Origin of the sequence: Micromonospora sp. NBC_00330 (assembly GCF_036136635.1) — a bacterium.
In the GTDB taxonomy this organism is placed as follows: domain Bacteria; phylum Actinomycetota; class Actinomycetes; order Mycobacteriales; family Micromonosporaceae; genus Micromonospora; species Micromonospora salmantinae.
The window spans coordinates 4722483-4744760 of sequence record NZ_CP108012.1; the positions used below are offsets into that span (position 1 = coordinate 4722483).

General features: G+C 71.4%; 17 protein-coding genes. 7 read left to right on the forward strand and 10 right to left on the reverse strand.

Features of this window, described 5'->3' with window-relative positions:
* Window positions 1–94: 94 nt before the first annotated feature.
* On the reverse strand, window positions 95–1645 hold the full coding sequence (locus OG598_RS21255; protein WP_328650750.1) for a hypothetical protein: 1551 nt from the start codon (window positions 1643–1645) through the stop codon (window positions 95–97).
* A gap of 193 nt (window positions 1646–1838) precedes the next feature.
* Between OG598_RS21255 and OG598_RS21260 the strand changes: the two genes are divergently transcribed.
* From OG598_RS21260 to OG598_RS21275, 4 genes are read left to right on the forward strand one after another with little or no spacing between them, the layout of a single operon-like run.
* Window positions 1839–4517, forward strand: a complete 2679-nt coding sequence (locus OG598_RS21260; RefSeq protein ID WP_328650751.1) for a LuxR C-terminal-related transcriptional regulator — start codon at window positions 1839–1841, stop codon at window positions 4515–4517.
* 16 nt (window positions 4518–4533) lie between these two features.
* The gene (locus OG598_RS21265; protein ID WP_328650752.1) at window positions 4534–5820 is read left to right on the forward strand and encodes a nicotinate phosphoribosyltransferase; all 1287 of its coding nucleotides are present in this window, start codon (window positions 4534–4536) and stop codon (window positions 5818–5820) included.
* Between the two features lie 48 nt (window positions 5821–5868).
* Window positions 5869–6450: an isochorismatase family protein gene (locus OG598_RS21270; protein ID WP_328650753.1), complete on the forward strand. Its 582-nt coding sequence runs from the start codon at window positions 5869–5871 to the stop codon at window positions 6448–6450.
* 40 nt (window positions 6451–6490) lie between these two features.
* The gene (locus OG598_RS21275; protein WP_328650754.1) at window positions 6491–7741 is read left to right on the forward strand and encodes an MFS transporter; all 1251 of its coding nucleotides are present in this window, start codon (window positions 6491–6493) and stop codon (window positions 7739–7741) included.
* Window positions 7742–8211: 470 nt separating this feature from the next.
* Here OG598_RS21275 and ctaD read toward each other — a convergent pair whose 3' ends face one another.
* A complete protein-coding gene (gene ctaD, locus OG598_RS21280) occupies window positions 8212–9972 on the reverse strand; it encodes an aa3-type cytochrome oxidase subunit I (RefSeq protein ID WP_210780947.1) in 1761 nt (586 codons plus the stop codon).
* A 130-nt stretch (window positions 9973–10102) separates the two neighbouring features.
* Window positions 10103–11209, reverse strand: coding sequence for an FAD-dependent monooxygenase (locus OG598_RS21285; RefSeq protein ID WP_328650755.1), 1107 nt, complete (start codon window positions 11207–11209; stop codon window positions 10103–10105).
* Between the two features lie 300 nt (window positions 11210–11509).
* Here OG598_RS21285 and OG598_RS21290 point away from each other — a divergent pair, with 300 nt between their 5' ends.
* Entirely contained in the window at window positions 11510–12631 is a 1122-nt protein-coding gene (locus OG598_RS21290; RefSeq protein WP_328650756.1) for a GH12 family glycosyl hydrolase domain-containing protein, read from the forward strand.
* A 162-nt stretch (window positions 12632–12793) separates the two neighbouring features.
* Here OG598_RS21290 and OG598_RS21295 read toward each other — a convergent pair whose 3' ends face one another.
* From OG598_RS21295 to OG598_RS21305, 3 genes are all read right to left on the reverse strand, one after another.
* Entirely contained in the window at window positions 12794–13759 is a 966-nt protein-coding gene (locus OG598_RS21295; protein WP_328650757.1) for a golvesin C-terminal-like domain-containing protein, read from the reverse strand.
* Complete coding sequence (locus OG598_RS21300; RefSeq protein WP_238666485.1) at window positions 13759–13911, reverse strand: hypothetical protein; 153 nt, start codon at window positions 13909–13911, stop codon at window positions 13759–13761. Before OG598_RS21300 ends, OG598_RS21295 begins: the two co-directional genes overlap by 1 nt.
* 125 nt (window positions 13912–14036) lie before the next feature.
* Window positions 14037–14825, reverse strand: a complete 789-nt coding sequence (locus OG598_RS21305) for an aldo/keto reductase (protein WP_203120964.1) — start codon at window positions 14823–14825, stop codon at window positions 14037–14039.
* Between the two features lie 94 nt (window positions 14826–14919).
* Here OG598_RS21305 and OG598_RS21310 point away from each other — a divergent pair, with 94 nt between their 5' ends.
* Both OG598_RS21310 and OG598_RS21315 read left to right on the forward strand, forming a co-directional pair.
* A complete protein-coding gene (locus OG598_RS21310) occupies window positions 14920–15969 on the forward strand; it encodes a DNA polymerase ligase N-terminal domain-containing protein (protein ID WP_328650758.1) in 1050 nt (349 codons plus the stop codon).
* A gap of 14 nt (window positions 15970–15983) precedes the next feature.
* The gene (locus tag OG598_RS21315; protein WP_328650759.1) at window positions 15984–17174 is read left to right on the forward strand and encodes a threonine synthase; all 1191 of its coding nucleotides are present in this window, start codon (window positions 15984–15986) and stop codon (window positions 17172–17174) included.
* 51 nt (window positions 17175–17225) lie between these two features.
* Here OG598_RS21315 and OG598_RS21320 read toward each other — a convergent pair whose 3' ends face one another.
* The 4 genes from OG598_RS21320 to OG598_RS21335 all read right to left on the reverse strand — a co-directional run bounded on the left by OG598_RS21320 (window position 17226) and on the right by OG598_RS21335 (window position 22208).
* Window positions 17226–18584, reverse strand: coding sequence for a pectate lyase (locus tag OG598_RS21320; protein WP_328655397.1), 1359 nt, complete (start codon window positions 18582–18584; stop codon window positions 17226–17228).
* Window positions 18585–18851: 267 nt separating this feature from the next.
* The gene (locus OG598_RS21325; protein ID WP_328650760.1) at window positions 18852–20651 is read right to left on the reverse strand and encodes a glycoside hydrolase family 15 protein; all 1800 of its coding nucleotides are present in this window, start codon (window positions 20649–20651) and stop codon (window positions 18852–18854) included.
* 42 nt (window positions 20652–20693) lie between these two features.
* On the reverse strand, window positions 20694–21086 hold the full coding sequence (locus OG598_RS21330) for a cupin domain-containing protein (protein WP_091397116.1): 393 nt from the start codon (window positions 21084–21086) through the stop codon (window positions 20694–20696).
* A 243-nt stretch (window positions 21087–21329) separates the two neighbouring features.
* Entirely contained in the window at window positions 21330–22208 is an 879-nt protein-coding gene (locus tag OG598_RS21335; protein WP_328650761.1) for a sulfotransferase domain-containing protein, read from the reverse strand.
* Between the last annotated feature and the right edge of the window lie 70 nt (window positions 22209–22278).

The following is a 22278-nucleotide window of genomic DNA, read 5'->3' on the forward strand; positions in this document are numbered from 1 at the left end:
GCGTGGATCACCCACCCCGGGCCCTCCCGACCCGCCACGGACGCCATCGGAGGTGGGGTCCGGCACGGACCCGAACCAACCGGTGGGCGCGCCGTCAGGCGAGCAGAATGCCGTGATCGACTGCATCGGAGAGCACCACGCCCAGCGAGAGGCGGATCACCTCGAACCGTCGGGAGATCTCCCGCGACAACCCCAACTCGACCTCGCGCACCGCCCGTTGGGACCAGGCCCGCGCCGCGCTGTGGTCGTCCTTGCCGGGCGTACGCCACTGCTGCCAGCACCCGCCGGAGAGCGCCACCGCGACCGGCGGGAGCACCTCGTCCCGGGACGCCGCCGGATAGCTGGCGGCGGCGTCGATCGCCTCCAGGCCGGTCAACTCGGCCACGCCGGCAGTGCTGGTGACCAGCAGCACCTTGTCCAGTTCGTGGCCGGGCCGGTGATCGGCGAGGCCGTACTGCACGGCGGTGGCGATCCGACGTCGCACGCCCTCGGACGGCGGCGCGCCGAGCACCCGGGACGCGACGTCGGTCACGATCCCGCGCACCGCCTGGTCGCACTGCGCGCTGGCCAACAGCGACAACGCCGCCAACTCCCGGTCGAGGAGATCCGGTAGGCCGGCACAGCCGACGCCGAACACGATCTCCTGGACGGCCCGAAGGTGGATGTTCGCCAACTCCAGGGCGAGGTGTTGGCGGATCCGCTGAGCACACGAGCGGGCGTGGCGGTCGAGCCGCTCGGACCAGTCACCCGGATCGGCGGCCACGGCGACGCGGCCCTGCTGGCCCGGCAGGACCGGCGGCTCGACGCTCGCCCGCTGCAACCCCTCACGTGACGCCCAACTCACCAGCGCCCGCCGCAGGTCGGCGGCGGTGTCGGCGCCGTCGACCGGGAACCACCGCGCGCCGGCCAGCGCCGGCACCGCGGCCAGGAGCGCCGCCCGATGTGCCTCCACCGTCACCGCGACCGCATCCACCTCGGTCTCCGCGCCCACGACCGGCGGGACGGACGCCCCCGCGCCCTCCGTAGTCGCCATGCCGTCGGCAAGCGGAGCCCACCCCGCCGCGCCGGGGGTGACCGCGAAGACGACCTCCACCGAGGTCGGGGCGACTTCGGCGAGCAGGTTCAACTCGGCGGCGGTGAAGGCCTGGTCGGCGGCGATCACGAAGAGCAGCGCGCCGGCTCGACCCGCCGCTTCGAGCAGCACCCGGGTGCCGGACACGCCGAGGGTGGCGGTGTCCGGGACGTCGACCAGGGTGAAGTGCCGCAGCAGCGGCTGGGGCACGCTCAGCTCGACACGCCGGGGCGGGCGGGCCAACGCCGGACCGGCGGCGTCCCGGTCCGCGCCGTACGAGTGCGGCTGGCGGTAACCGGGCACGAACGCCGCCCGGGTGGGCACCTTGGCGTCGCGCACCACCAACCAACTGCCCGCCGGCACTGTGAGCATGACCGGGTCGAGCCCGAGCAGGGTGGCGAGCACGGCACGTCGCTCGGCACCGGCCGGGCCGACGGCGACCACACCGAGCGGCTCGTCCGGAGCTGCGCCGGACACGCCGACCCGGGTGGGAAGAGGGCCGCAGGTGGGTAGGTCCGCTGGGCCGGTCATGTCGTCCGGCGAATCGACCGAGGGGAGAGGGCCCTGCTTCATCAGGTGCCTCCCGTTGCAGGTGACCGTGGGTCCGGTCGCGAAAATTCCGGTACTCAACCCGGATGTCGGAAGACTACGGCCGGGCTGGCGACCGGGCGGAACACCTCGAATACTCACCGGTAATTGTGCGATTACTCAACTTCGCACGGTGACGGTGCGGGCGCGGACGGATTCCGGTCGATATGCTGCGCGAATGAGTCGATGGGAGTTCGTCGGCCGCACGGGTGAGCTCAACCGCCTGCTGGAGGCGGTGACCGGTGAGGCCGGCCGCGGGCTCTTCTTCAGCGGCAGCGCTGGCATCGGCAAGAGTCGCCTGCTGCGCGAGGGCGTGGGCGCGTTGCCCACCGACCGGTTCGCGATCTGGTCCATCGCCGCCAGCGCCACCACAGCGGCGCTGCCGTTCGGTGGGCTGGTCCAGGTCCTCCCCGCCGAGCAGCCCCAGGGCCTCTCCCCCGCCGGCATCCTGCGCTGGGCGCTCAACGTGCTGCAACAGCAGGCGGCCGGCCGGCGGATCGTGCTCGCCATCGACGATGCCCACCTGCTCGATCCCCCCTCGGCCGCACTCGTGCATCTGGTCGCCCGCGCCGAGAACGCCACAGTGCTCGGCACCCTGCGCGACGGCGAGCAGATCCCACTGCCGATCCGCGCACTTTGGACCGACGACCTGGTCGAGCACGTCGAGCTGACCCCGATGCCGCGGGAGGAGACCACCGACCTGCTGGCGGCGATCCTGGGCGGCCCGGTCGACGCCGGCTCCGCCGACCGGCTCGGCCAGCTGTCGGCCGGCAACCCGCTGCTGCTGCGCGAGCTGGTGCACGCCGCCAACGGCAGCGCCGAGTTGAAGCGCACGTACGGGATCTGGAAGTGGACCGGGCGACTGGAACTCGCGCCCAGCCTGACCGACCTCATCGACACCCGGGTCGGCAAGCTCACCGACGGCGTCCGCGCGGTCGTCGAGCTGGTCGCGTTCGGCGAACCACTGGGCCTGCACCTCCTGAGGCAGGCCGCCGAGCAGTCGGACGTGGAGACCGCCGAGGAACGCGGGCTGATCACCGTCATTCAGCACGACCGGCGCACCAACGTCCGGCTGGCACACCCGCTCTACGGCGAGGTGATGCGCCGTCGCTGCCCGGTCAGCCGCACCCGCCGACTTCAGGCACACCTCGCCGAGCTGCTCGAGCAGGTCGGCAAACGCCGACGCGACGACCTGTTGCGGGTGGCCGTCTGGCGACTCGACTCGGGCACCGCACAGGACCCGGCTCTGCTGCTGGACGCCGCGGTACAGGCGTTCACCCGCTACGACGTGCCGCTGGCGACCCGCCTGGCAAGGGCCGCGCTGCACGCCGACGGCGGCTACGACGCGGCTGAGCTGCTAGCCACCATCCTGATGTTCGCCGACCGCCCCGACGAGGCGATCGACGTCCTCGACGCGGTCACCCCCGAGCCCGGCGACGAACGGCGGCTCTGCCGCTGGCTGACCGTACGCGGCATGGTCAGCTACTGGGGGCTGAGCCAGGAGTCCACGGTGGAGGAGATCGCGAGCCGGGTCGAGCAGCTCAGCGACTCCGCCGACCGGTCCCGGGTGCACGCCTTCGAGGCGATCATGCGCCTGCACCGACTGGACACGGCCACCGCGGTGCAGCTCAGCCGACGAGTACTGGACCGGCCGGCGGCCGGCGTCGCCGCCCGCGAGCTGGCCCGTTCCACAATCGCGTACGTCCAGGCCGCGCAGGGCGAGCTGACCCGCAGCGGTACGGCGATCGCCCAGGTGCACTCGGCCGCGGCGAGCTGGCGCACCGACATGCCGTACCTCCAGTTGGCCCTGGAGTTGGCCCGAGGCACCCGGCTCATGCTCACCGGGGACCTGGCCGGGATCGACGCGATAGTGGCCGACGAGTTCGCCGACCTCGCCGGAGCCGGCGACTTCCGCCTCGGCACGGGCTACCTGGCCATCCTTCAGGCGTACGCGGCCCGGCTGCGCGGGCAGAGCGACGCGGCGATGCGGACCTCCCTGGGTGCCTGCGCGGTGCTGGCCACGAGTCGGGTCTACGCCGGTCTGGCCCAGGCCGAACGCGCCCAGGCGGCGGCGCTGCGCGGTGACGCCGCGCAGGCGGTTGCGGCGATGGCCGAAGCCGACCGCACCCACGCACCGGGCATGGCGGTGCTCTACCCGTGGCTGGAGCAGGCCCGGGGCGCGTCGCTCGCCGCCTCGGGCGACCTGCCGGGCGCTGTCAAACACCTCGGTGACCTGGTGGATCGGCTGCGCTCGGACGGCTTCGCCGGGCACGAGGTGCACGTCCTGCACGACCTCGTCCGACTCGACCAGGCGGGCATGGCGGTCGGCCCCACCTGCTCCGACGGTGGTCGGCGCACCGTCGCGCAACGCCTCGCCGAGCTCTCCGAGCGGGTCGACGGGGTGCTTCCGCCGCTGCTGGCCCGGCACGCCCGCGCCGCGGTGACCGACTCTCCCACCGACCTGCTCGCGGTCGCCGACGACTATGCCGCGCTGGAGTTGACCGTGTACGCCGCCGAGGCCACCTCCCAGGCCGTCCAGCGGCTGCGCCGGCAGCACTCGGCTGCCGCCAACGACGCACGGGAGCGCCTCGCCGGGTTGCTCGGGCGCTGTGACCTGATCCGGACGCCGGCGCTCCAGGCCGGTGCGCCAGTGCTCACCGAGCGGGAGTGGCAGGTGGCGCGCCTCGCCGCGCACGGCGCTCCCAGCCGGGCCATCGCCGAACGGCTCTACCTCTCGGCGCGCACTGTGGAGAACCACCTCCAGCGGATCTACGCCAAGCTCGGCGTCACCGGCCGGGCCGAGCTGTGGGCGGCGTTGCGCTCGATCCCGGGCCACGACGGCGGCGACCCGAGCTGAACCTTAGGGTGGGGCGGTGAGCATCCACCGCCCCGCGCTCCTGACCGACCACTACGAGCTGACCATGGTCAGCGCGGCACTGAAGGACGGCACCGCCGACCGCCGGTGTGTCTTCGAGGTGTTCAGCCGCCGGCTGCCCAGCGGCCGCCGGTACGGCGTGGTCGCCGGGACGGCCCGGCTGATCGAGCTGATCCGCGACTTCCGGTTCGACCCCGCCGAGGTCGAGTTCCTGCTGCGGACCGGTGTGGTCGACGAGACGGCGGCGGCGTGGCTCACCGACTACCGCTTCACCGGCGACATCGACGGGTACGCCGAGGGCGAGCTGTTCTTCCCCGGTTCACCGATCCTCACCGTCTCCGGCGGCTTCGCCGAATGTGTGGTGCTGGAGACGGTGGCGCTGTCAGTGCTCAACCACGACTGTGCGGTGGCCGCCGCGGCGGCCCGGATGGTGACAGCGGCGCGGGGCCGGACGCTGATCGAGATGGGGTCACGTCGGGCACACGAGGAGGCGGCGGTGGCCGCGGCGCGGGCCGCGTACCTGGCCGGGTTCCGGTTCACGTCCAACCTCGCCGCGGGCGCGCGCTACGGCATCCCGACGGCGGGCACCGCGGCGCACGCGTTCACCCTGCTGCACGACGACGAGCGGGCTGCGTTCGCCTCGCAGGTCGCCACGCTGGGCAAGGACACCACCCTGCTGGTCGACACGTACGACATCAGCCAGGGCATCCGCAACGCCATCGCGGTGGCCGGGCCGGACCTGCGGGCGGTACGGATCGACTCCGGCGACCTCGCGGTGATCGCTCAGCAGTCCCGGGAGTTGCTCGACTCGCTGGGCGCCACCGAGACCAAGATCATCGTCTCCGGTGATCTGGACGAGTACGCGATCGCCTCGCTGGCCGCCGAACCGGTGGACATGTACGGCGCCGGCACTGCCGTGGTCACCGGCTCCGGGGCGCCGACCGCCGGGCTGGTCTACAAGCTGGTCGAGGTCGAGGGACGTCCGGTCGTGAAGCGCTCCGAGCACAAGGCCACCATCGGCGGCCGAAAGGTGGCGGTCCGCCGGCACAAGCCGACCGGCACCGCCACCGAGGAGGTCATCGTCCCGCAGGGCGTTCCCGACCGGCAGCCCAACGACCGCCTGCTCCAGCAGTCGTACGTGGTCGCCGGTGAGTCGGTGCCGCTGCCCACCCTCGACGAGTCACGGGAGCACCTGCGGGAGTGCCTGATCTCCATCCCGTGGGAGGGACTGAAGCTCTCGGCCGGCGATCCGGCCGTGCCGGTCACCGTCGTACCCGCTGGCTGAGTCATTCCCGAGCGACCGACCGACAGTGCGGAGAGAGGAAACCCCCCGATGGCCAACGCGCTGATCATCGTGGACGTGCAGAACGACTTCTGCGAGGGCGGCTCGCTGGCCGTCGCCGGCGGCGCAGGGGTGGCCGCCGGCATCTCCCGGTTACTCGCCGCCGAGCCGGACCGGTGGACGCACGTGGTCGCCACCAAGGACTACCACGTCGACCCGGGTGCCCACTTCGGCGATCCGCCGGACTTCGTGGAGTCCTGGCCCCGGCACTGCGTGGTCGGCACCACCGGTTCGGAGTTCCACTCGGAGCTGGACACCGCCCGGGTCGAGGCGATCTTCCACAAGGGCGAGCACGCCGCGGCGTACTCCGGTTTCGAGGGGCATGCCGACGACGGTGAGTGCCTGGCCGACTGGCTGCGTCGGCGCGACGTGGACCGGGTCGACGTGGTCGGCATCGCCACTGACCACTGCGTCCGGGCGACCGCGCTGGACGCCGCCCGGGAGGGTTTCGCCACCACGGTGCTGCTGGAGTTGACCGCCGCCGTCGCCCCGGCGACCACCGACGTGGCCCTGCGCGCGTTGGAGGGTGCCGGGGTGATCATGCACGGCCAGCCTGTGATCAGGGCCGCATGAGGCGCTAATTGGTTGGCCAAGGGGCCGCCGCCGGTCGAAGATGTCGCCGGAGGTACGGACCCACGTGAACATGAAGCCTTACCGGCGGGCGCTCGCCCTGCCCGGTCTGCGGTCGCTGCTACTGGTTGCCGTCCTCGCCCGCATCCCGCTCACCGCGACCGGGGTGACGCTGACCTTCCACGTGGTGCTCGATCTTGATCGGGGCTACGGGGCGGCCGGCCTGGTGGGTGCGGCGGTCACAGTGGGCGCGGCGATCGGCGGGCCGCTACTCGGCCGCCTCGTGGACCGGCGTGGACTGCGCCCGGTCCTGGTGCTCACCGCCATCGCCGAGGCGATCTTCTGGTCCACCGCGCCGACGCTGGCGTACCCAGTGCTCCTGCCGGCCGCGTTCGTGGCCGGCTCCCTGGCCCTGCCCATCTTCTCCGTGGTCCGTCAGTCGATCGCCGCGCTGGTCCCCGAGGACCAACGCCGCCAGGCCTACGCACTGGACTCGATGTCGGTGGAGCTGTCCTTCATGATCGGCCCGGCGTTGGCGGTGGCCCTGGTCACCGCGATCTCCGCGCAGACCACCATGTACCTGGTCGGTGGCGGCATCGTCGCCGCCGGGATCGCCCTGTGGGTGGTCAACCCACCGATCCGGGAGGCCACCGAGCCCACCGGCCCACAACGCCGGGTGCCGCGCCGGGAGTGGCTGACCCCCCGGCTGCTCGCCGTCCTGGCGCTCAGCGCCGCGGCGACCCTGGTGCTCGGGGGCACCGACGTGGCGGTGGTCGCCGTCCTGCGGGCCAGCGGCGAGGTCGGCTGGACCGGCGCGGTCCTGGCCATCTGGGCGGTCGCCTCGCTGGCCGGCGGTTTCGCCTACGGGGCCGTGCACCGCTCGTTCTCCCCGCTGGTGCTGACCGCCGCGCTGGCCCTGTGCACCATTCCGGTGGGGCTGGGCGGTGCGCACTGGTGGCTGCTGTGCCTGGCGCTGATCCCCGCCGGCGCGCTCTGCGCGCCGACCATCGCGGCCGGCTCGGACGCCGTGAGCCGCCTGGTTCCGGCCGAGGTACGCGGTGAGGCGATGGGGCTGCACGGCTCCGCCGTCACCGTCGGCATCGCGGTCGGCGCACCGCTCGCCGGCGCGGTTATCGACGCCAGCGCGCCACTCTGGGGCTTCGTGGTGACCGGTGCGCTCGGCGCGCTGGTCACAGTGGTGGTCCTCCCGATCGAGCTGCGCCGCCGCCGCCGCAACGCCGAAGCGGCCACCCCGACGCCCGCCGAGGCCGACCTCACCGCCGCCGCCCGCTGACGGCTGCGCCCACGCCACCGACGGCGGTTTGATGCCCACCGGCCGGCGGTGGGGCCGGGCCGACCGTGGACCAGGTAGGCCGTGGACCAGGTAGGCCGGGATAGGCGGGTGGAACACGCAGCAGTCCGCCGGGCAGCCGGCCCTCCATGCATGCTGAAGAGCCTGATGTCTGTCAGTCATCTTGATGACTCACAGACATCAGGCTCTTCAGGCACATAGCCCCCTCGGAGCCAGACCGGCTAGAACGGCCGAACTGAGCCCGGCTAGACCGGCCAGCCGATCCCGGCTAGACAGACACAGGCGACGCGCCGGTGAAGGGGACGGTGGAGCGGCCAGGAACGGGCGGACGGGCGGACAGGCCGCGCGAGGCGCGGGCGCGAGGCGCCTGAGTGACGTTGGCTGGACATGGCGACGGGCGCCGCTCCCGGTGTCCCGGGGTGCGGCGCCCGTCGTACTGCCGAGCTTGAGCGTCAGTGCCGGTCGACGTCGCTCGCGGTGTCCTCGCGGTAGCTGGCGCCGCCGTCCGACTCGCTGGTGAGCGGCTTGGCGCCACCCTCCGGCGGGCCGGCCAGGCTCTGGCCACCGGCCGCCAACTCCGGGAACTTCGCGTCGAACGCCGGCCGCTCGGAGCGGATCCGCGGCATCCGGTCGAAGTTGCGCAGCGGCGGCGGGCTGCTGGTCGCCCACTCCAGCGAGTTGCCGTGACCCCAGGGGTCGTTCACCTCGACCACCGGGCCGGTCTTGTACGACTTCCAGCAGTTGTAGATGAACGGCAGCGTGGAGATACCGGTGATGAACGCGCCGATCGTGGAGATCGTGTTCAGCGTGGTGAAGCCGTCGCTGGGCAGGTAGTCAGCGTACCGACGGGGCATGCCCTCGTTGCCGAGCCAGTGCTGCACCAGGAACGTGGTGTGGAAGCCGATCATGGTGAGCCAGAAGTGCACCTTGCCCAGGCGCTCGTCGAGCATCCGGCCGAACATCTTCGGGAACCAGAAGTAGATGCCCGCGAAGACCGCGAACACGATGGTGCCGAAGAGCACGTAGTGGAAGTGCGCCACCACGAAGTACGAGTCCGACACGTGGAAGTCGATCGGCGGGCTGGCCAGCAGCACACCGGTGAGACCACCGAAGAGGAAGGTGACCAGGAAGCCGACCGCCCAGAGCATTGGCGTCTCGAAGCTGATCTGGCCCCGCCACATGGTGCCGATCCAGTTGAAGAACTTCATACCGGTCGGCACGGCGATCAGGTAGCTCAGGAAGCTGAAGAACGGCAGCAGCACCTGGCCGGTGGCGAACATGTGGTGCGCCCAGACGCTCATGGAGAGCGCGGCGATCGCGACGGTCGCGGCGACCAGACCCTTGTAGCCGAAGATCGGCTTGCGGGAGAAGACCGGGATGACCTCGCTGATGATGCCGAAGAACGGCAACGCCACGATGTAGACCTCGGGGTGCCCGAAGAACCAGAACAGGTGCTGCCAGAGCATCGGCCCACCGGTTGCCGGGTCGTACACGTGCGCGCCGAGGATGCGGTCCGCGGCGAGCGCGAAGAGCGCGGCGGCCAGCAGCGGGAAGACCAGGATCACCAGGAGGCTGGTGACCAGGATGTTCCACGTGAAGATCGGCATCCGGAACATGGTCATGCCGGGCGCGCGCAGGGTCAGCACTGTGGTGATCATGTTCACGGCGCCGAGGATGGTGCCCAGGCCGGAGATGGCCAGACCCATGATCCACATGTTGGCGCCGACGCCCGGCGAGTGCTCGACGCTGCTCAGCGGCGCGTACGCGAACCAGCCGAAGTCAGCGGCGCCACCCGGGGTGATGAATCCGGCGGTCGCCATCGTCCCGCCGAACAGGTACAGCCAGTAGGCGAAGCTGTTCAGCCGGGGGAAGGAAACGTCGGGCGCGCCGATCTGGATCGGCACGATGTAGTTCGCGAACGCGAACACGATCGGCGTCGCGAAGAACAGCAACATGATCGTGCCGTGCATCGTGAAGAGCTGGTTGTACTGCTCCGGCGACAGGAACTGCAGCCCGGGTCGGGCCAGCTCAGCACGCATGACCAGAGCCATCAGGCCACCGATCATGAAGAACACGAACGCGGTGATCATGTACATGATCCCGATTTGCTTCGCGTCCGTGGTTCGCAGCAGCCGCGCGATGGCCGACCCCTTGACCGGCTCCCGGACCGGCCAGGGCCGGGTCACGACCGGCTTGGGTGCGACGGTGGTCACGAGTGGCCTCCGGTTCTCGGTTGTCCCGCTCGGCACACGCTGGTTATCGGCGGGCCGTCATCCGCAAGGAGGATAGTCCCCGGCAGGTCGCAGCGCCGCGTGGGGTGGCGTGACACGATCTACTACGGGCCTACAGCGGGCCGAGCAGGAGCCGGTAGTGCTCCCCGAAGATCCGGCCGCCGCGTCCGCGCAGCAGAGGGTCACGCAGCGCCGGCGGCACGTCCCTGGTGCGGTTGCGGTCCCGGGTCCGGTCCCGCACCCATCGGGTACGCGGACGGCGACGACTTTCGTACGCCACGAGCGCCGCCTCCACGCTGTTGGCGGCGCGCAGCGACTCGGCCAGCACCACGGCGTCCTCCAGGGCCATGGCCGCACCCTGCGACAGCGTCGGCGCGGTGGCGTGCGCGGCGTCGCCGACCAGCAGGACACGCCCCCGGTACCAGCGGCCCAACTCCACCTCGTCGGTGATCCCGACGTGCACGTCGTCGAGGGCCGCCAGCACCTCGGGTACCGGGCCGCGGTAGTCGGCGAAGAGGTCCCGCAGCCGGGCCAGCGGGTCGGCGGGTTCCTCGGTGCCGGCCTCGTCGGCGTAGAGGTGCAGCCGCCCGGCACCGATCGGCACCATCAGGAACCCGGAGCGCTGGCCGAGCAGTGCGGTCCACTCGGTGACCGGTGGGCCGTCGCGCAGGACGGCCCGGTAGACCACCTGCCCGACCGGGCGGGGCGGCCCACCGAGCGCGGCCAGCGCGCGGACCGAGGAGCGTGGCCCGTCGGCGCCGATGACCAGGTCGTACTCGGTGGTGGTGCCGTCGGTGAAGGTGACGCCGACCGCGCCCGGGAGAAGGTCCAGGGTGCGGACCTCGGCGCCGTGTCGGACGGCGCCGCCGGCACCGCTGAGCAGCACCCGGTGCAGGTCGGCCCGGGGCAGCGCCCGGCATTCGCCGACGCCGGCCCAGAGTGCGTCGAGGTCGACCTCGCAGAGTTGCGCGCCCGCGGCGTCGAAGAACCGCTGCCGGCGGATCACCTGCCCGATCGGCCGGACCGGGTCGTGCAGGTCGAGCCGGTGTAGCGCGCGGGCGGCGTTGCCGGGCAGGTAGAGACCGGTCTCGGTGGACTCCCCCGGCGGCAGCTTGTCGGTGACGTCGGGCCGGAAGCCAGCCAGGCGCAGCGCCCGGGCCACGGCCAGGCCGGCGATGCCCGCGCCGACGACGAGGACGCGCAGGGGGGAGCCACCCATGGTGGTGTACGCCTCCGGAGGGGGAGCGGCACGCGTTGGAGGCAACACGCTACTCGGAGCGATCGGCGCACACCAGGCCCAATCGGCCCGCACCCCGCCGCTCGTCGGTGACCCGCGCCGCTTGGCTGGCCGTCCGCGGCCAGCCGTCCCGGCGGGAGATGGCAATCCTCACAATTCACCAGTTCGACCCGGACGGTTGCGCACCAGTTTCAGACATGTAAATGTGTCGTTGAGCGTGGGAGCGCTCCCGCACTGCCCCACCACATCCGGCGCCCGGCACGCGCCGAGTCAAGGAGCGTCATGAAACGTCAACTTCGGGCCCTGGCCGCCGCCGGGTTGCTGGTCGCCAGTTCGCTGGTGGCAGTAGCCCTCGGCGGCAGCGCCTCCGCCGACACCCAGATCTGCGAACAGTACGGCTCGACAGTCATCGGGGGCCGCTACGTGGTGCAGAACAACCGCTGGGGCACCACCGCCCAGCAGTGCATCAACGCCACAAACAACGGCTTCGAGATCACCACCCTGAACGGCAGCAGCCCCACGAACGGGGCGCCCACGGCGTACCCCTCGGTGTTCTTCGGTTGTCACTACACCAACTGCTCCCCCGGCACGAACCTGCCGATCCAGGTGAGCCAGATCAGCAGCGCCACCAGCAGCATCTCCTACCGCTACGTCAGCGGCGCCACCTACAACGCGTCGTACGACATCTGGCTGGACCCGTCGCCGAAGCGGGACGGGGTGAACCAGATGGAGATCATGATCTGGCTCAACCGGCAGGGTCCGATCCAGCCCATCGGCTCGGTCGTCGGCACCACGAACCTGGCCGGCCGCACCTGGGAGGTCTGGCGGGGCAGCAACGGCTCCAACAACGTCATCTCCTACGTCGCGTCGTCGGCGGTCTCCAGCCTGAACTTCAGCGTGCTGGACTTCATCAACGACACCCGCAACCGGGGCGCGATCACCAGCTCCTGGTACCTGACCAGCATCCAGGCCGGCTTCGAGCCGTGGCAGGGCGGCGTCGGCCTCGCGGTGACCTCGTTCTCGGCAAACGTCAACGGTGGCGGCCAGCCGCCGACCAACCCGACGACCCCGCCGCCGAGCGGCGGCGCGAGCTGCGCGGTGAAGTACACGGCGAACTCGTGGAACAACGGCTTCACGGCCGACGTGCAGATCACCAACACCGGATCCAGCGCGATCAACGGTTGGACGCTCACCTACAGCTTGCCCGGCGGGCAGCAGGTCACCAACGCCTGGAACGCCACTGTGAGCCAGAGCGGGTCGGCGGTGACCGCCCGCAACACCGGCCACAACGGGTCGGTCGCACCCGGCGGCACTGCCAGTTTCGGCTACCAGGGGACGTTGAGCGGCTCGTACTCGTCGCCGACCAGCTTCTCGCTCAACGGGGCAACCTGCTCCCGCACCTGAACTGTCGTGGGGGCGCGACCAAGCGGCCGCGCCCCCACTCAGGAGATCCACTCGGGTTCCTTGAAGTCGGGGCATCCTCGCACGTGGGACACCCCGACTTCCGGGAAGTCGAGTCGATCAAGCCGGGGCGGACGCGTCAGTCCGGGGCGGACGTGGACGGGGTCAGACGCGGGTGAGGCGTACGGCGTCGGCGATGACCAGGCCGGCGGTGTTGCTCCACCGGCTCACGCCCACCCGGTTGGCGTCACCGGCCGGGAGCGTGAACGTGCCGAGGACCCGCCACTGCCCGCCGGTGGCCCGTTGGTCGACCCGGACGGTCTGGTTACCGGCGCTGGTGGCGACGATGTACGGGGCGGCGCTGTTGTAGCCGGAGTTCGCGGGCCACCATGCCTCGACCCGGTAGTTGGCGGTGGCCGGGACGTTGAACCTGTACCACGCGACGTCGCTGGCGGCGACCGGGTCCGCGTAGCGGTAGTCGGCGCCGTAGCGCTGACTGGAGTACGACGACACGCCCCAGTTGGCGCTGGCGGTGAACCGACCACTGGTGGTGTTGTCCACCGTGGAGGACCAGGCCGTTCCGCCGCCGGCCATCCTCGCCGCCACGTCGGCCCGCATGACGTTCAGGTCGATGAAGGACGGGTCGATCTTGCCGCTGGTGCTGGTCTCCCGGTGGCCTCGGGCGTGGCTGCTGTCCCGGCCGAGCCGGGTGAGCACGGCGGCCGTGGCGGCGAGCGACGCGTTGTACTGCGCGGCGGTCATCTCCTGGTTGACGCCGTTGTAGTCGATCTCCCACCCGATCATCAGGGTGTTGCCGTCCCCGGCCGGGATCGGCCCGCTGCCGCCGCTGACCCCGGCGTGGTTGCACCGTCCGGCGGAGATGACGTGGAAGACGCCGTTGTAGTCGACGAGCGCCTGGCACAGCGGGCCCGGCAGGTCGGACCGGCCGTTGATGCAGATGCCGAGCGCCGGGTGCGGGTTGCTGGCGCTGGAGGTCGAGGCCGTGTGGTGCCAGAGCACCCCGATCGGGTCGAACGAGCCGGGCCGCATCCGGTTGAGCCAGTCCCCCTCGACCACTACCTGGACCCCGGCGGCGCGCAGCACGTCCACCAGCCAGGGGATCGTCGCCATCAGGCGTCCTGAAGCAGGTCGGCGAGGCACTCGGCCTTCGGCGCGGCACTCGCGGCGGCGGGTCGGGTGACGACGGTCAGCGCGGCGACCACCAGGGCGGGGATGCCGAGCACCCCACGGCGGGGCAGACGGATGGACGGGGTTCGGGCCATGGCGATCCTCCAGCGACGGCGGGTACGAACGGATCGACGAACGTGATGACGGGACGCTATACCGTCACGTACGTCGATGTCGATACCCTTCATTGCCGGGTCATGCCATGAAGGAATTCGCCGATTCAGACCTCGCCGAGCGCGTCGATGTCGCGCATCTCCTCGGCGGTGAGCGAGAAGTGGAAGACGTCGAAGTTGGCGGTGATCCGCTCCGGTGTCACCGACTTCGGGATCACCACGATCTCGTGGTCGATGTGCCACCGCAGCACCACCTGCGCCGGGGACACGCCGTGGGCGCCGGCGATCCTGGTCAGCACCGGATCGCTGAGGTCGCTGGTCTTGAACGGGCTGTACCCCTCCAGCACCACGCCCCGGTCCCGGTGCTCGGCGTGCCGCTGCCGGTCGTACAGCGACGGGCTCCACCGGATCTGGTTGACCGCCGGGTTCTCCTCGGTGGACTGGATCAGCTCGTCGATCTCCGCGGTGCTGTAGTTGCTCACCCCGACCGCCCGGGCCAGGTTCTCGTCGCGGGCGGCGAGCAGCTCGCGCCAGAGCGGGATGCTGTCCCCCGGTGACGACGGCGGCCAGTGGATCAACCAGAGATCCACGTGCTCGACGCCGAGCGCCTCCAGGCTGGCCTCCAGCGTCGCGCGCTCCCGGCCCACCCGGTCCGGCGGGAGCTTGGTGGTGATGAAGAGGTCCTCCCGACGCAGCCCGCTCTCCCGTACCGCCCGGCCGACCTCCCGCTCGTTGCCGTACACGGTGGCGGTGTCGAGGTGCCGGTAGCCGGTGTCGAGCGCGGCCAGCACGGCGTCGTAACCGGCCTGGCCGGTGGCCTGCCAGGTGCCGAAGCCGAGCAGGGGCATCCGCACGTCACCGGGGAGCAGTGCGGTGGGCTGGTCGGTGAGGTCCATGAGGTCCGTTCTACCCCGCCGCGCCCGCGGCCGCCGAGTGAACCGGACACTCCGGCCTCCAGCGCACCGGTCCGGATTGCCGGAGAATGAATGTGTGACCGACCGGCTGGACGAGTACCGGCGACGGCGGGACGCGGCCCGTACACCCGAGCCGGTGCCGTCGGCGAGCCCGACGTCGCCCGGCCCCGACGCCGACGCCGCCCGCTTCGTCATCCAGCAGCACCACGCCCGCAGCCTGCACTGGGACCTGCGCCTGGAACACGAGGGCGTGCTCGCGTCCTGGGCGGTGCCACGCGGCCTGCCCCGCGATCCGGGTCGCAACCACCTCGCCGTGCACACCGAGGACCACCCGATGGAGTACCTCGACTTCGCCGGTGAGATCCCCGCCGGTGAGTACGGCGGCGGCCGGATGCTGATCCACGACCGGGGCACCTACCGCTGCGAGAAGTGGCGCGACGACGAGGTGATCGTGACGCTCTCCGGTGAGCGGACCGCCGGCCGCTACGTCCTCTTCGCCACTGGAGGACGGGACTGGATGGTCCGCCGCACCGACCCCGCGCCACCGGGCTGGACGCCGATGCCGGATCTGGTCCGACCGATGCACACCACTCCCGCCGCCGGGCTCCCCCGCGACCGCGCCGCCTGGGGGTACGAGCTGCGCTGGGACGGCGTCCGGGCGATGGCGTACGTCTCCGGCGGGCGACTGCGGCTGCTCTCCGAGACCGACGAGGAGATCACCGGCGGGTATCCGTGGCTGCGCGCGATGGCCGAGGCGCTCGCGCCCACCGAGGCGGTGCTCGACGGTGTGCTGGTCCGCATCGACGGTGCCGGGCGGGTCCGCCCGGTCCGGCCGGCCACCGGCAGCCGGGTTCCCGCCGGCGCCCAGTATCTGATCGTCGACCTGCTCTGGCTGGAGGGCGTGAGCAGCGTCGACGTGCCGTACGCGCAACGCCGGGAGCTGCTCGATGGGCTGGTCTTGTCCGGTACGCACTGGCAGACTCCGCCGTGGTTCCCGGGCGCGGGCGACGAGGCCCTGCGTGCCGGGCGGGAACAGGGCCTGCCGGGCGTGGTCGCCAAGCGACTGGACTCGGTCTACCAGCCGGGGCGGCGCAGCCGGCACTGGCTGAGCATCGACGCGGTGTGACGGCGAGGAGCGACGTGTACCTGACTCACCTGGACTGCCCGCGCTGCGGCAAGGAGTACGCCGCCGACCGGTTACAGAATCTCTGCGAGTGCGGGTCGCCGCTGCTGGCCCGCTACGACCTGCCGGCCGTGGCGAAGGTGGTCACCCCGGAACGCTTTCCGCTGCGCCCGGCCGACCTGTGGCGCTACCGGGAATTGCTGCCGGTCGCCGACCCTCGGCACGTCACCACGCTGGGTGAGGGCTGGACGCCGCTGTTGCGGGCTCCGGCGTACGGCACCGAGATCGGCATCGCGGACCTGATGGTCAAGGACGAGGGGCTGATCCCGACCGGCTCGTTCAAGGCCCGGGGCGCGGCGGTCGGGGTGAGCCGGGCCCGCGAGCTGGGCGTCGAGCGGATCGCGATGCCCACCAACGGCAACGCGGGGTCGGCCTGGGCCACGTACGCCGCGCGGGCCGGCATGGGCGCGACAATCGTCATGCCGCTGGAGGCGCCGAGCATCTGCCGGCGCGAGTGCGTTGCCGCCGGTGCCGACCTGCGCCTGATCGACGGGCTGATCGGCGACGCCGGTCGGCGGGTGGCCGAGTTGATCGCTGAGTCGAACGGGGCGATCTTCGACGCCGGCACGCTGCGCGAGCCCTACCGGCTGGAGGGCAAGAAGACGATGGGGTACGAGATCGTCGAGCAGCTCGGCTGGCAGACGCCGGACGTGATCATCTATCCGACCGGTGGCGGGGTCGGCCTGATCGGCATCCACAAGGCGCTGCACGAGCTGCGCGAGCTGGGCTGGATCGGCGACAAGCTGCCCCGGCTGGTCGCGGTGCAGTCCACCGGCTGCGCGCCGATCGTGCGGGCCTTCGCCGCCGGCGAGGATCGGGCGCAGCCGTGGGCGGACGCGCACACCGTGGCGTTCGGCATCACTGTGCCGGCCCCGCTGGGCGACGAGCTGATCCTGGCGGCGCTGCGGGAGTCCTCCGGCACGGCGGTCGCCGTCGACGACGCGGACATCCTGGCCGATCTGCGGGACTTCGCCGCCCGGGAGGGGCTGCTGCTCTGCCCGGAGGGGGCGGCCTGCCTCACGGCGGCCCGGCAACTGCGCGCGGGCGGGTGGATCCGGGCCGGCGAACGGGTGGTGGTGCTCAACACCGGTGCCGGGCTGAAGTATCCGGACACTGTCGACGTTTCCGGCGTACCCCTGATCAGGTGAGGTGACGGCGCCCCGCGGACCGGGCGGTACGCGGGGCGCCGTCGTGCCGGTCTACTGGTAGGTGATGTCCGAGGGCGAGTAGAGGCAGTTGACGCCGTCGGCGCCCTCGCCGATCTCGGTCGGCTCGCTGCCCTTCGGCACGCCCTTGTACTTCACGCAGATCGAGGTCTCCCGGTTCGGGTCGCCGACGATGGTGATCCGGCTGAACCGGGCGGTGTCGCCCCAGTTGGTGTTGATGCCGGCGATCGCGTCGGTGTTCCGGACGATCACGTTGTCGATCACCACGTGTCGCTGGTACGACGTGGAGCAGTTGCCGCAGGCGCGGTAGAGCTTGCCGGCGTTCTCCACCCGGAAGTTCTTGATGTAGACGGTGCCCGAGCCGTTGTGCTGGAAGACCTTGTCGCTGGCGGAGCGGGCCCCGCCGCCGTCGACTGTGTACGTGGTGCCGCCGCGGAAGGTCGCCGCGTCCTCGCCGACGTCCTCCCACCAGACGTTGATCAGGGTGCAGTTGCCCTCGCAGTGCACGCCGTCGCCGGCCGGAGCACCGATGATCACGTTGCGCAGGGTGGCGCCCGCGGCCAGCTCGAACATCGGGTCCTGGCTCTCGCTCTGCCCGCCGTCACCGATGCCGTAGTAGCGCTTGAGCCCACCGTCGAACGAGCCGGAGACGGGGATCGTGGCGTCCACCTTCTGGCTGCCGGTGGGTGTCGGCCAGCCAGCCGGCGGGGGTGTGGTGGTCGGCGGCGCAGTGGTGGGTGGCGGAGTGGTCGTCGGTGGCGGAGTGGTCGGGGTGCCGCCGCCGGACGAGTCGACAGACACGTCGTCGAAGCCGCCGCTGGCGTACGCGGTGACCAGGCCGATCCGGCCCGCACCGGCCAGGCTGTTGCTGCCGGACGCGATCTGGGTGCCGTTGACGAAGCCGCGGATGGTGCTGCCGCTGGTCTCGATGCGCAGTGTGTACCAGGTGCCGGTGCCGACGCCCAGCGCGGCGGAACCGATCGCCGTGACGGAGCTGCCATTGACCGCCTGGAGCTCGGCCCGGCCGGAGCCGAGCAGGGCCAGCCGGTACATCTTGGTGCTGCTGGTGGATCGGGCGGCCAGCCCGACCAGGGCGCTGGACGAGCCGAAGCTCGTCGGCCTGACCCGGGCCTGCACTGAGTAGTTGGTCCAGCTGGTCTGGCCGGCGAACTGGCGGGCCGCCTCGCTGCCGGCGTTGGACTGGTTGAGCACGCCGGAGCCGTCGACGGTCCAGGTGCCGCCGGACTTGGACCAGCCGGAGGTGTCGCCGTCGCTGAAGTCGTCGCTGAAGACGGTGGCCGCGAAGGCCGAGGTCATGCCGGCGGCGAGGGCCGCCGCGGTCACCCCGGCGCCCACCGCCAGCAGGAGTGGTCGGCGGCCGGAGATTCGCATTTTGTGCACAGGTGTCCTCCTTGACGCATGTGGTGGTGATCCCTCGGCGGCCGTACCGAGACGTGTCGGCACGGCGTGCTGCGCTGAACGGGATCGGTGTGCGCCCCCCGTCGGACGCCCGGATCCGAGGCGGGGTGAAGCGGGATCAAAGCCCTGGGAAAGGGCTTTCCCACTCCTTCGAGGCTAGGACTGTCCAACCATCAGCGTCAATGCCTGGCGCTTGCAGGTCTGTTGCAGGATTCCGGCCCTGACGGAAACGCCGACCGATCAGTAGCTCTCCGGCTCGGTGATCCGCCAGGCCGCGTTGATCAGCCCGATGTGCGAGAGCGCCTGCGGGGTGTTGCCGAGCTGCGCGCCGGTGGTGAGGTCGATCTGCTCGCTGAACAGCCCCACGTCGTTGGCGTACCCGACGACCCGCTCGAAGAGCGCCTCTGCGCGCTGCGGCTCACCCGTCATCACCAGGCACTCCACCAGCCAGAACGAGCACAGCAGGAATCCGGCCGGGTCGGTCGTCCAGCGCCGCAGCAGGCCGTCCTCGGTGCCCAACTCGCGCTCGACCATCGCGATCGTCGAGCGCATCCGCGGGTCGGTGGCCGGCAGGAAGTGCGTGACCGGCAGGGCGAGCACCGAGGCGTCCAGCTCCGCCGATCCGAACGCGCCGGTGAACGCCCCGATCCGTTCGTTCCACCCCTCGCGCAGCACGGTGTCGCGGATCTCGTCGCGTACCCGCGCCCAACGACGGGGGTCGGCCCGGTCACCGAGCCGGTCGGCGAGCCCCACCGCCCGGTCCATCGTCAACCAGCAGGACACCTTGGACGAGACGTAGTGGCGCTCCTCGTCGCGGGTCTCCCAGATCCCCCGGTCCGGCAGGTGCCACGTCGCGGCCACCTGCTCGGTCAGCCCGAGCACCATCTCCCGCAGCTCGTCCTCGAACCGAGCGCCCAGGTAGTCGCGCAGCCGCCACACCGCCGACATCACCTCACCCGGCACGTCGAGCTGCCGCTGCCGCCAGGCGTCGTTGCCGACCCGCACGGGTCGACTGTCGCGGTAGCCGCGCAGGTGGTTGCAGTGGTGCTCGGAGAGGTCGCGCTCCCCCTCCAGCCCGAAGAGCACCGGCACGGGCTCGTCGCCGAACCGGCCGATCGAGCGGGTCGCCCAGGCGAACAGCCGGGACGTCTCGTCGGGGCAGGCCGCCACCCAGAGAGCCCGCATGGTCAACGAGAAGTCCCGCAACCAGGAGTAGCGGTAGTCGTAGTTCCGCTCGCCGCCGATCTGCTCCGGCAACGAGGAGGTCAGCGCGGCGGCGACAGCGCCACTGCGGGCGTACGTGAGGCCGGTCAGGACCGTCGAGCTGTGTTTGACGAGTTCGGGGTAGCGGCCGGAGTACCCGTGCGTCTCCCGGAACGCCTGCCACGCCTCCGTCGTCTCGGCGAGGGTGGTCAGCGGGTCCACCCGGGCCGGCGGGTTGCCGTACGCCTCGCCGAACGCGAGGTCCATCCCGATCACCTGACCGGCGGAGACCTCGAACTCGTGGGTCACCCGGTCGGTGCCCGCCCGCAGGTGCAGACCCCCGGCGCGCAACATCAGCACCACCGGGCCGGCGCCGGCCAGCACCCCGCCGTCCGGCTGCTCGTGCAGGTACGGCGTGAGCAGGCCGTACTCCGGGCGGGGCGCGAAGTCCAACGCCATCCGTACCCGCCCGGAGAGCCCCTCCACCACCCGGATCAGCACTGCGGGTGAGTTCTTGCCCAGCTCGTGGGCGCGGGCGCCGACCTCGGCGGCCAGCGCGTCGGTGACCGCCACGCTGCCGTGCGGGGTGTGGTGCACCGTCCGCAGCACCAACGTGTCCGGCAGGTACGCGCGCTCCACCCGGTGACCCGGGCCGCCGACCCCGACCGGCGCGAGCCGGAAGTGGCCGGCTCGCGGGTCGAGCAACCGCGCGAACACGGACGCCCCGTCGAACCGGTGCGGGCACCACCAGTCGATCGAGCCGTCCTTGCCGACCAGGGCACCCGAACGAGAGTCCGAGAGAAACCCGTAGTCGGAGATCTCCGGCTGCTGCTCCACCCGCCGGGGGTACCCGCATCGGCAAGGATCAGGCCGGACGGATCACTCGGTCGGCGGCTCGTCCTCGCCCGCCGCCTCGGCCGCGTCGGCCTCTTCCTTGGTCTTGTGCACGGCCTTGTCGGCGTGCTCCGGCGGCCCGTAGACCGTGTACAGCACAAGCGGGTTGGGGCCGGTGTTGACGAAGTTGTGCTTGGTGCCCGCCGGCACCACTACCAGGTCGCCCGCGACGACCTTCCGCTTCGCGCCGGCGACCCGCGCCTCGCCGACGCCGCTCACGAAGGTGAGGATCTGGTCGATGTCCTCGTGCACCTCCTCGCCGATCTCCCCATCGGCGGGGATGGTCATGATGACCAGCTGGGTGTGCTCACCAGTCCACAGCACGCGCCGGAAATCCGGGCTCTTCTCGGCGACAGTCGCGATAGTGAAATGCTCCATGTCCACGCTCATACCCCGTCCGGAGGCGCGCCACGCCGGGACTGGCGAATGGTGGAATTCCCCACGGCCGGGGGGTTTGGATCCACGCGGACCGGGGATCGACAACCCTGACCGGCGCAAACGGCCGGTCGAGCCAGGTCCCCGCCGGCGTACCGCCGAACGGCTGCGGTGGTGGGAGACGGCCAGAGCGCGGCGACGTTCCGATCGCGGAGCGGCGCCGCGCGCTCCTGTGGGCCTGTGGGCCTAGCGGTGCAGCCAGGTGAGCAGGTCGGGTGGGGCCAGCGCCGCGACCCGTTGCTGATAGCGGGCCAGACCGGCCTCGTCCAGCAGGTCGCGTCCCTGGCCTGAGCCTCCCCGGCGAAAGAACGCCTGCCGGTCACGCAGCACGCCGAGCGTGTCCGGTGCGAGCCGGTCGGCGCGCTCCCGCATGCGACCGAAGGTGGCCGCCTCGACCAACTCCGGCCCCGGGCTCGGGAGTTTCCACAGGTCGGCCAGCCGGCGCATCTCACCGCCCAGATCGGCCAACAGGTCGTCGTAGTGCACAAGCTCGACGTTCGGCTCGTGCCGGCGGGCCCACGCGTCACCGAGGTGCATCAGCACACCCGGCAGCGAATCCAGCTCGGCGTGGGGGTCCACCTCCCGGTCGACCCAGCTCAGCAACCACTCCCGCACTCCAGGCCGCTCCCGGGGTGGCCCGGCCGGGGTGGGTTGGCCGGTCAGCTCGGCGATGCGCGCCCGGTCCAGGTTGGCGCTCTGGTGGTAGAGGGAGACCGCCATGTCCAGCGGGTGCCGGGCCACCACCACGTAGTGCGCCCGAGGGTCGAGCGGCACCCCGTCCAGCGGGGTGTGCGTCTTGATGAACCGCCGGTGTGGTTGGGCGGCCAGCCGGTCGTACACAGTTGCCTGCGGCTCGCCCAACCAGTCCAGCCACGGCGACAGCACTGTCAGCGGCACCGGCAGCTCCGGGGTACGAAGCACCAGGAGCGCACAGATCATCTGCATCCAGGTGGTGCCGCTCTTGGACCGGGTGCTGATCACGATGTCGCCGTTACGGAACGGGAAACCAATCCACCGCGCGCTGTCCTCTTCGTCGGATTGGTAACGGTGAATCGGCGTAAGCATCGGTGGATCGTAGTCGCCGAACCGACAGTCGAGCAGCCGAATTCCGGCTTACATTCCTGGGGCATGTGCA

What these genes read in the sequence shown, in the direction of transcription:
- OG598_RS21255 (WP_328650750.1), bottom strand. Translation starts at nt 1,645, where the DNA reads ATGAAGCAGGGCCCTCTCCCCTCGGTCGATTCGCCGGACGACATGACC.
- OG598_RS21260 (WP_328650751.1), top strand. Translation starts at nt 1,839, where the DNA reads ATGAGTCGATGGGAGTTCGTCGGCCGCACGGGTGAGCTCAACCGCCTG.
- OG598_RS21270 (WP_328650753.1), top strand. Translation starts at nt 5,869, where the DNA reads ATGGCCAACGCGCTGATCATCGTGGACGTGCAGAACGACTTCTGCGAG.
- OG598_RS21275 (WP_328650754.1), top strand. Translation starts at nt 6,491, where the DNA reads ATGTCGCCGGAGGTACGGACCCACGTGAACATGAAGCCTTACCGGCGG.
- OG598_RS21285 (WP_328650755.1), bottom strand. Translation starts at nt 11,209, where the DNA reads ATGGGTGGCTCCCCCCTGCGCGTCCTCGTCGTCGGCGCGGGCATCGCC.
- OG598_RS21290 (WP_328650756.1), top strand. Translation starts at nt 11,510, where the DNA reads ATGAAACGTCAACTTCGGGCCCTGGCCGCCGCCGGGTTGCTGGTCGCC.
- OG598_RS21295 (WP_328650757.1), bottom strand. Translation starts at nt 13,759, where the DNA reads ATGGCGACGATCCCCTGGCTGGTGGACGTGCTGCGCGCCGCCGGGGTC.
- OG598_RS21300 (WP_238666485.1), bottom strand. Translation starts at nt 13,911, where the DNA reads ATGGCCCGAACCCCGTCCATCCGTCTGCCCCGCCGTGGGGTGCTCGGC.
- OG598_RS21305 (WP_203120964.1), bottom strand. Translation starts at nt 14,825, where the DNA reads ATGGACCTCACCGACCAGCCCACCGCACTGCTCCCCGGTGACGTGCGG.
- OG598_RS21320 (WP_328655397.1), bottom strand. Translation starts at nt 18,584, where the DNA reads ATGCGAATCTCCGGCCGCCGACCACTCCTGCTGGCGGTGGGCGCCGGG.
- OG598_RS21330 (WP_091397116.1), bottom strand. Translation starts at nt 21,086, where the DNA reads ATGGAGCATTTCACTATCGCGACTGTCGCCGAGAAGAGCCCGGATTTC.
- OG598_RS21335 (WP_328650761.1), bottom strand. Translation starts at nt 22,208, where the DNA reads ATGCTTACGCCGATTCACCGTTACCAATCCGACGAAGAGGACAGCGCG.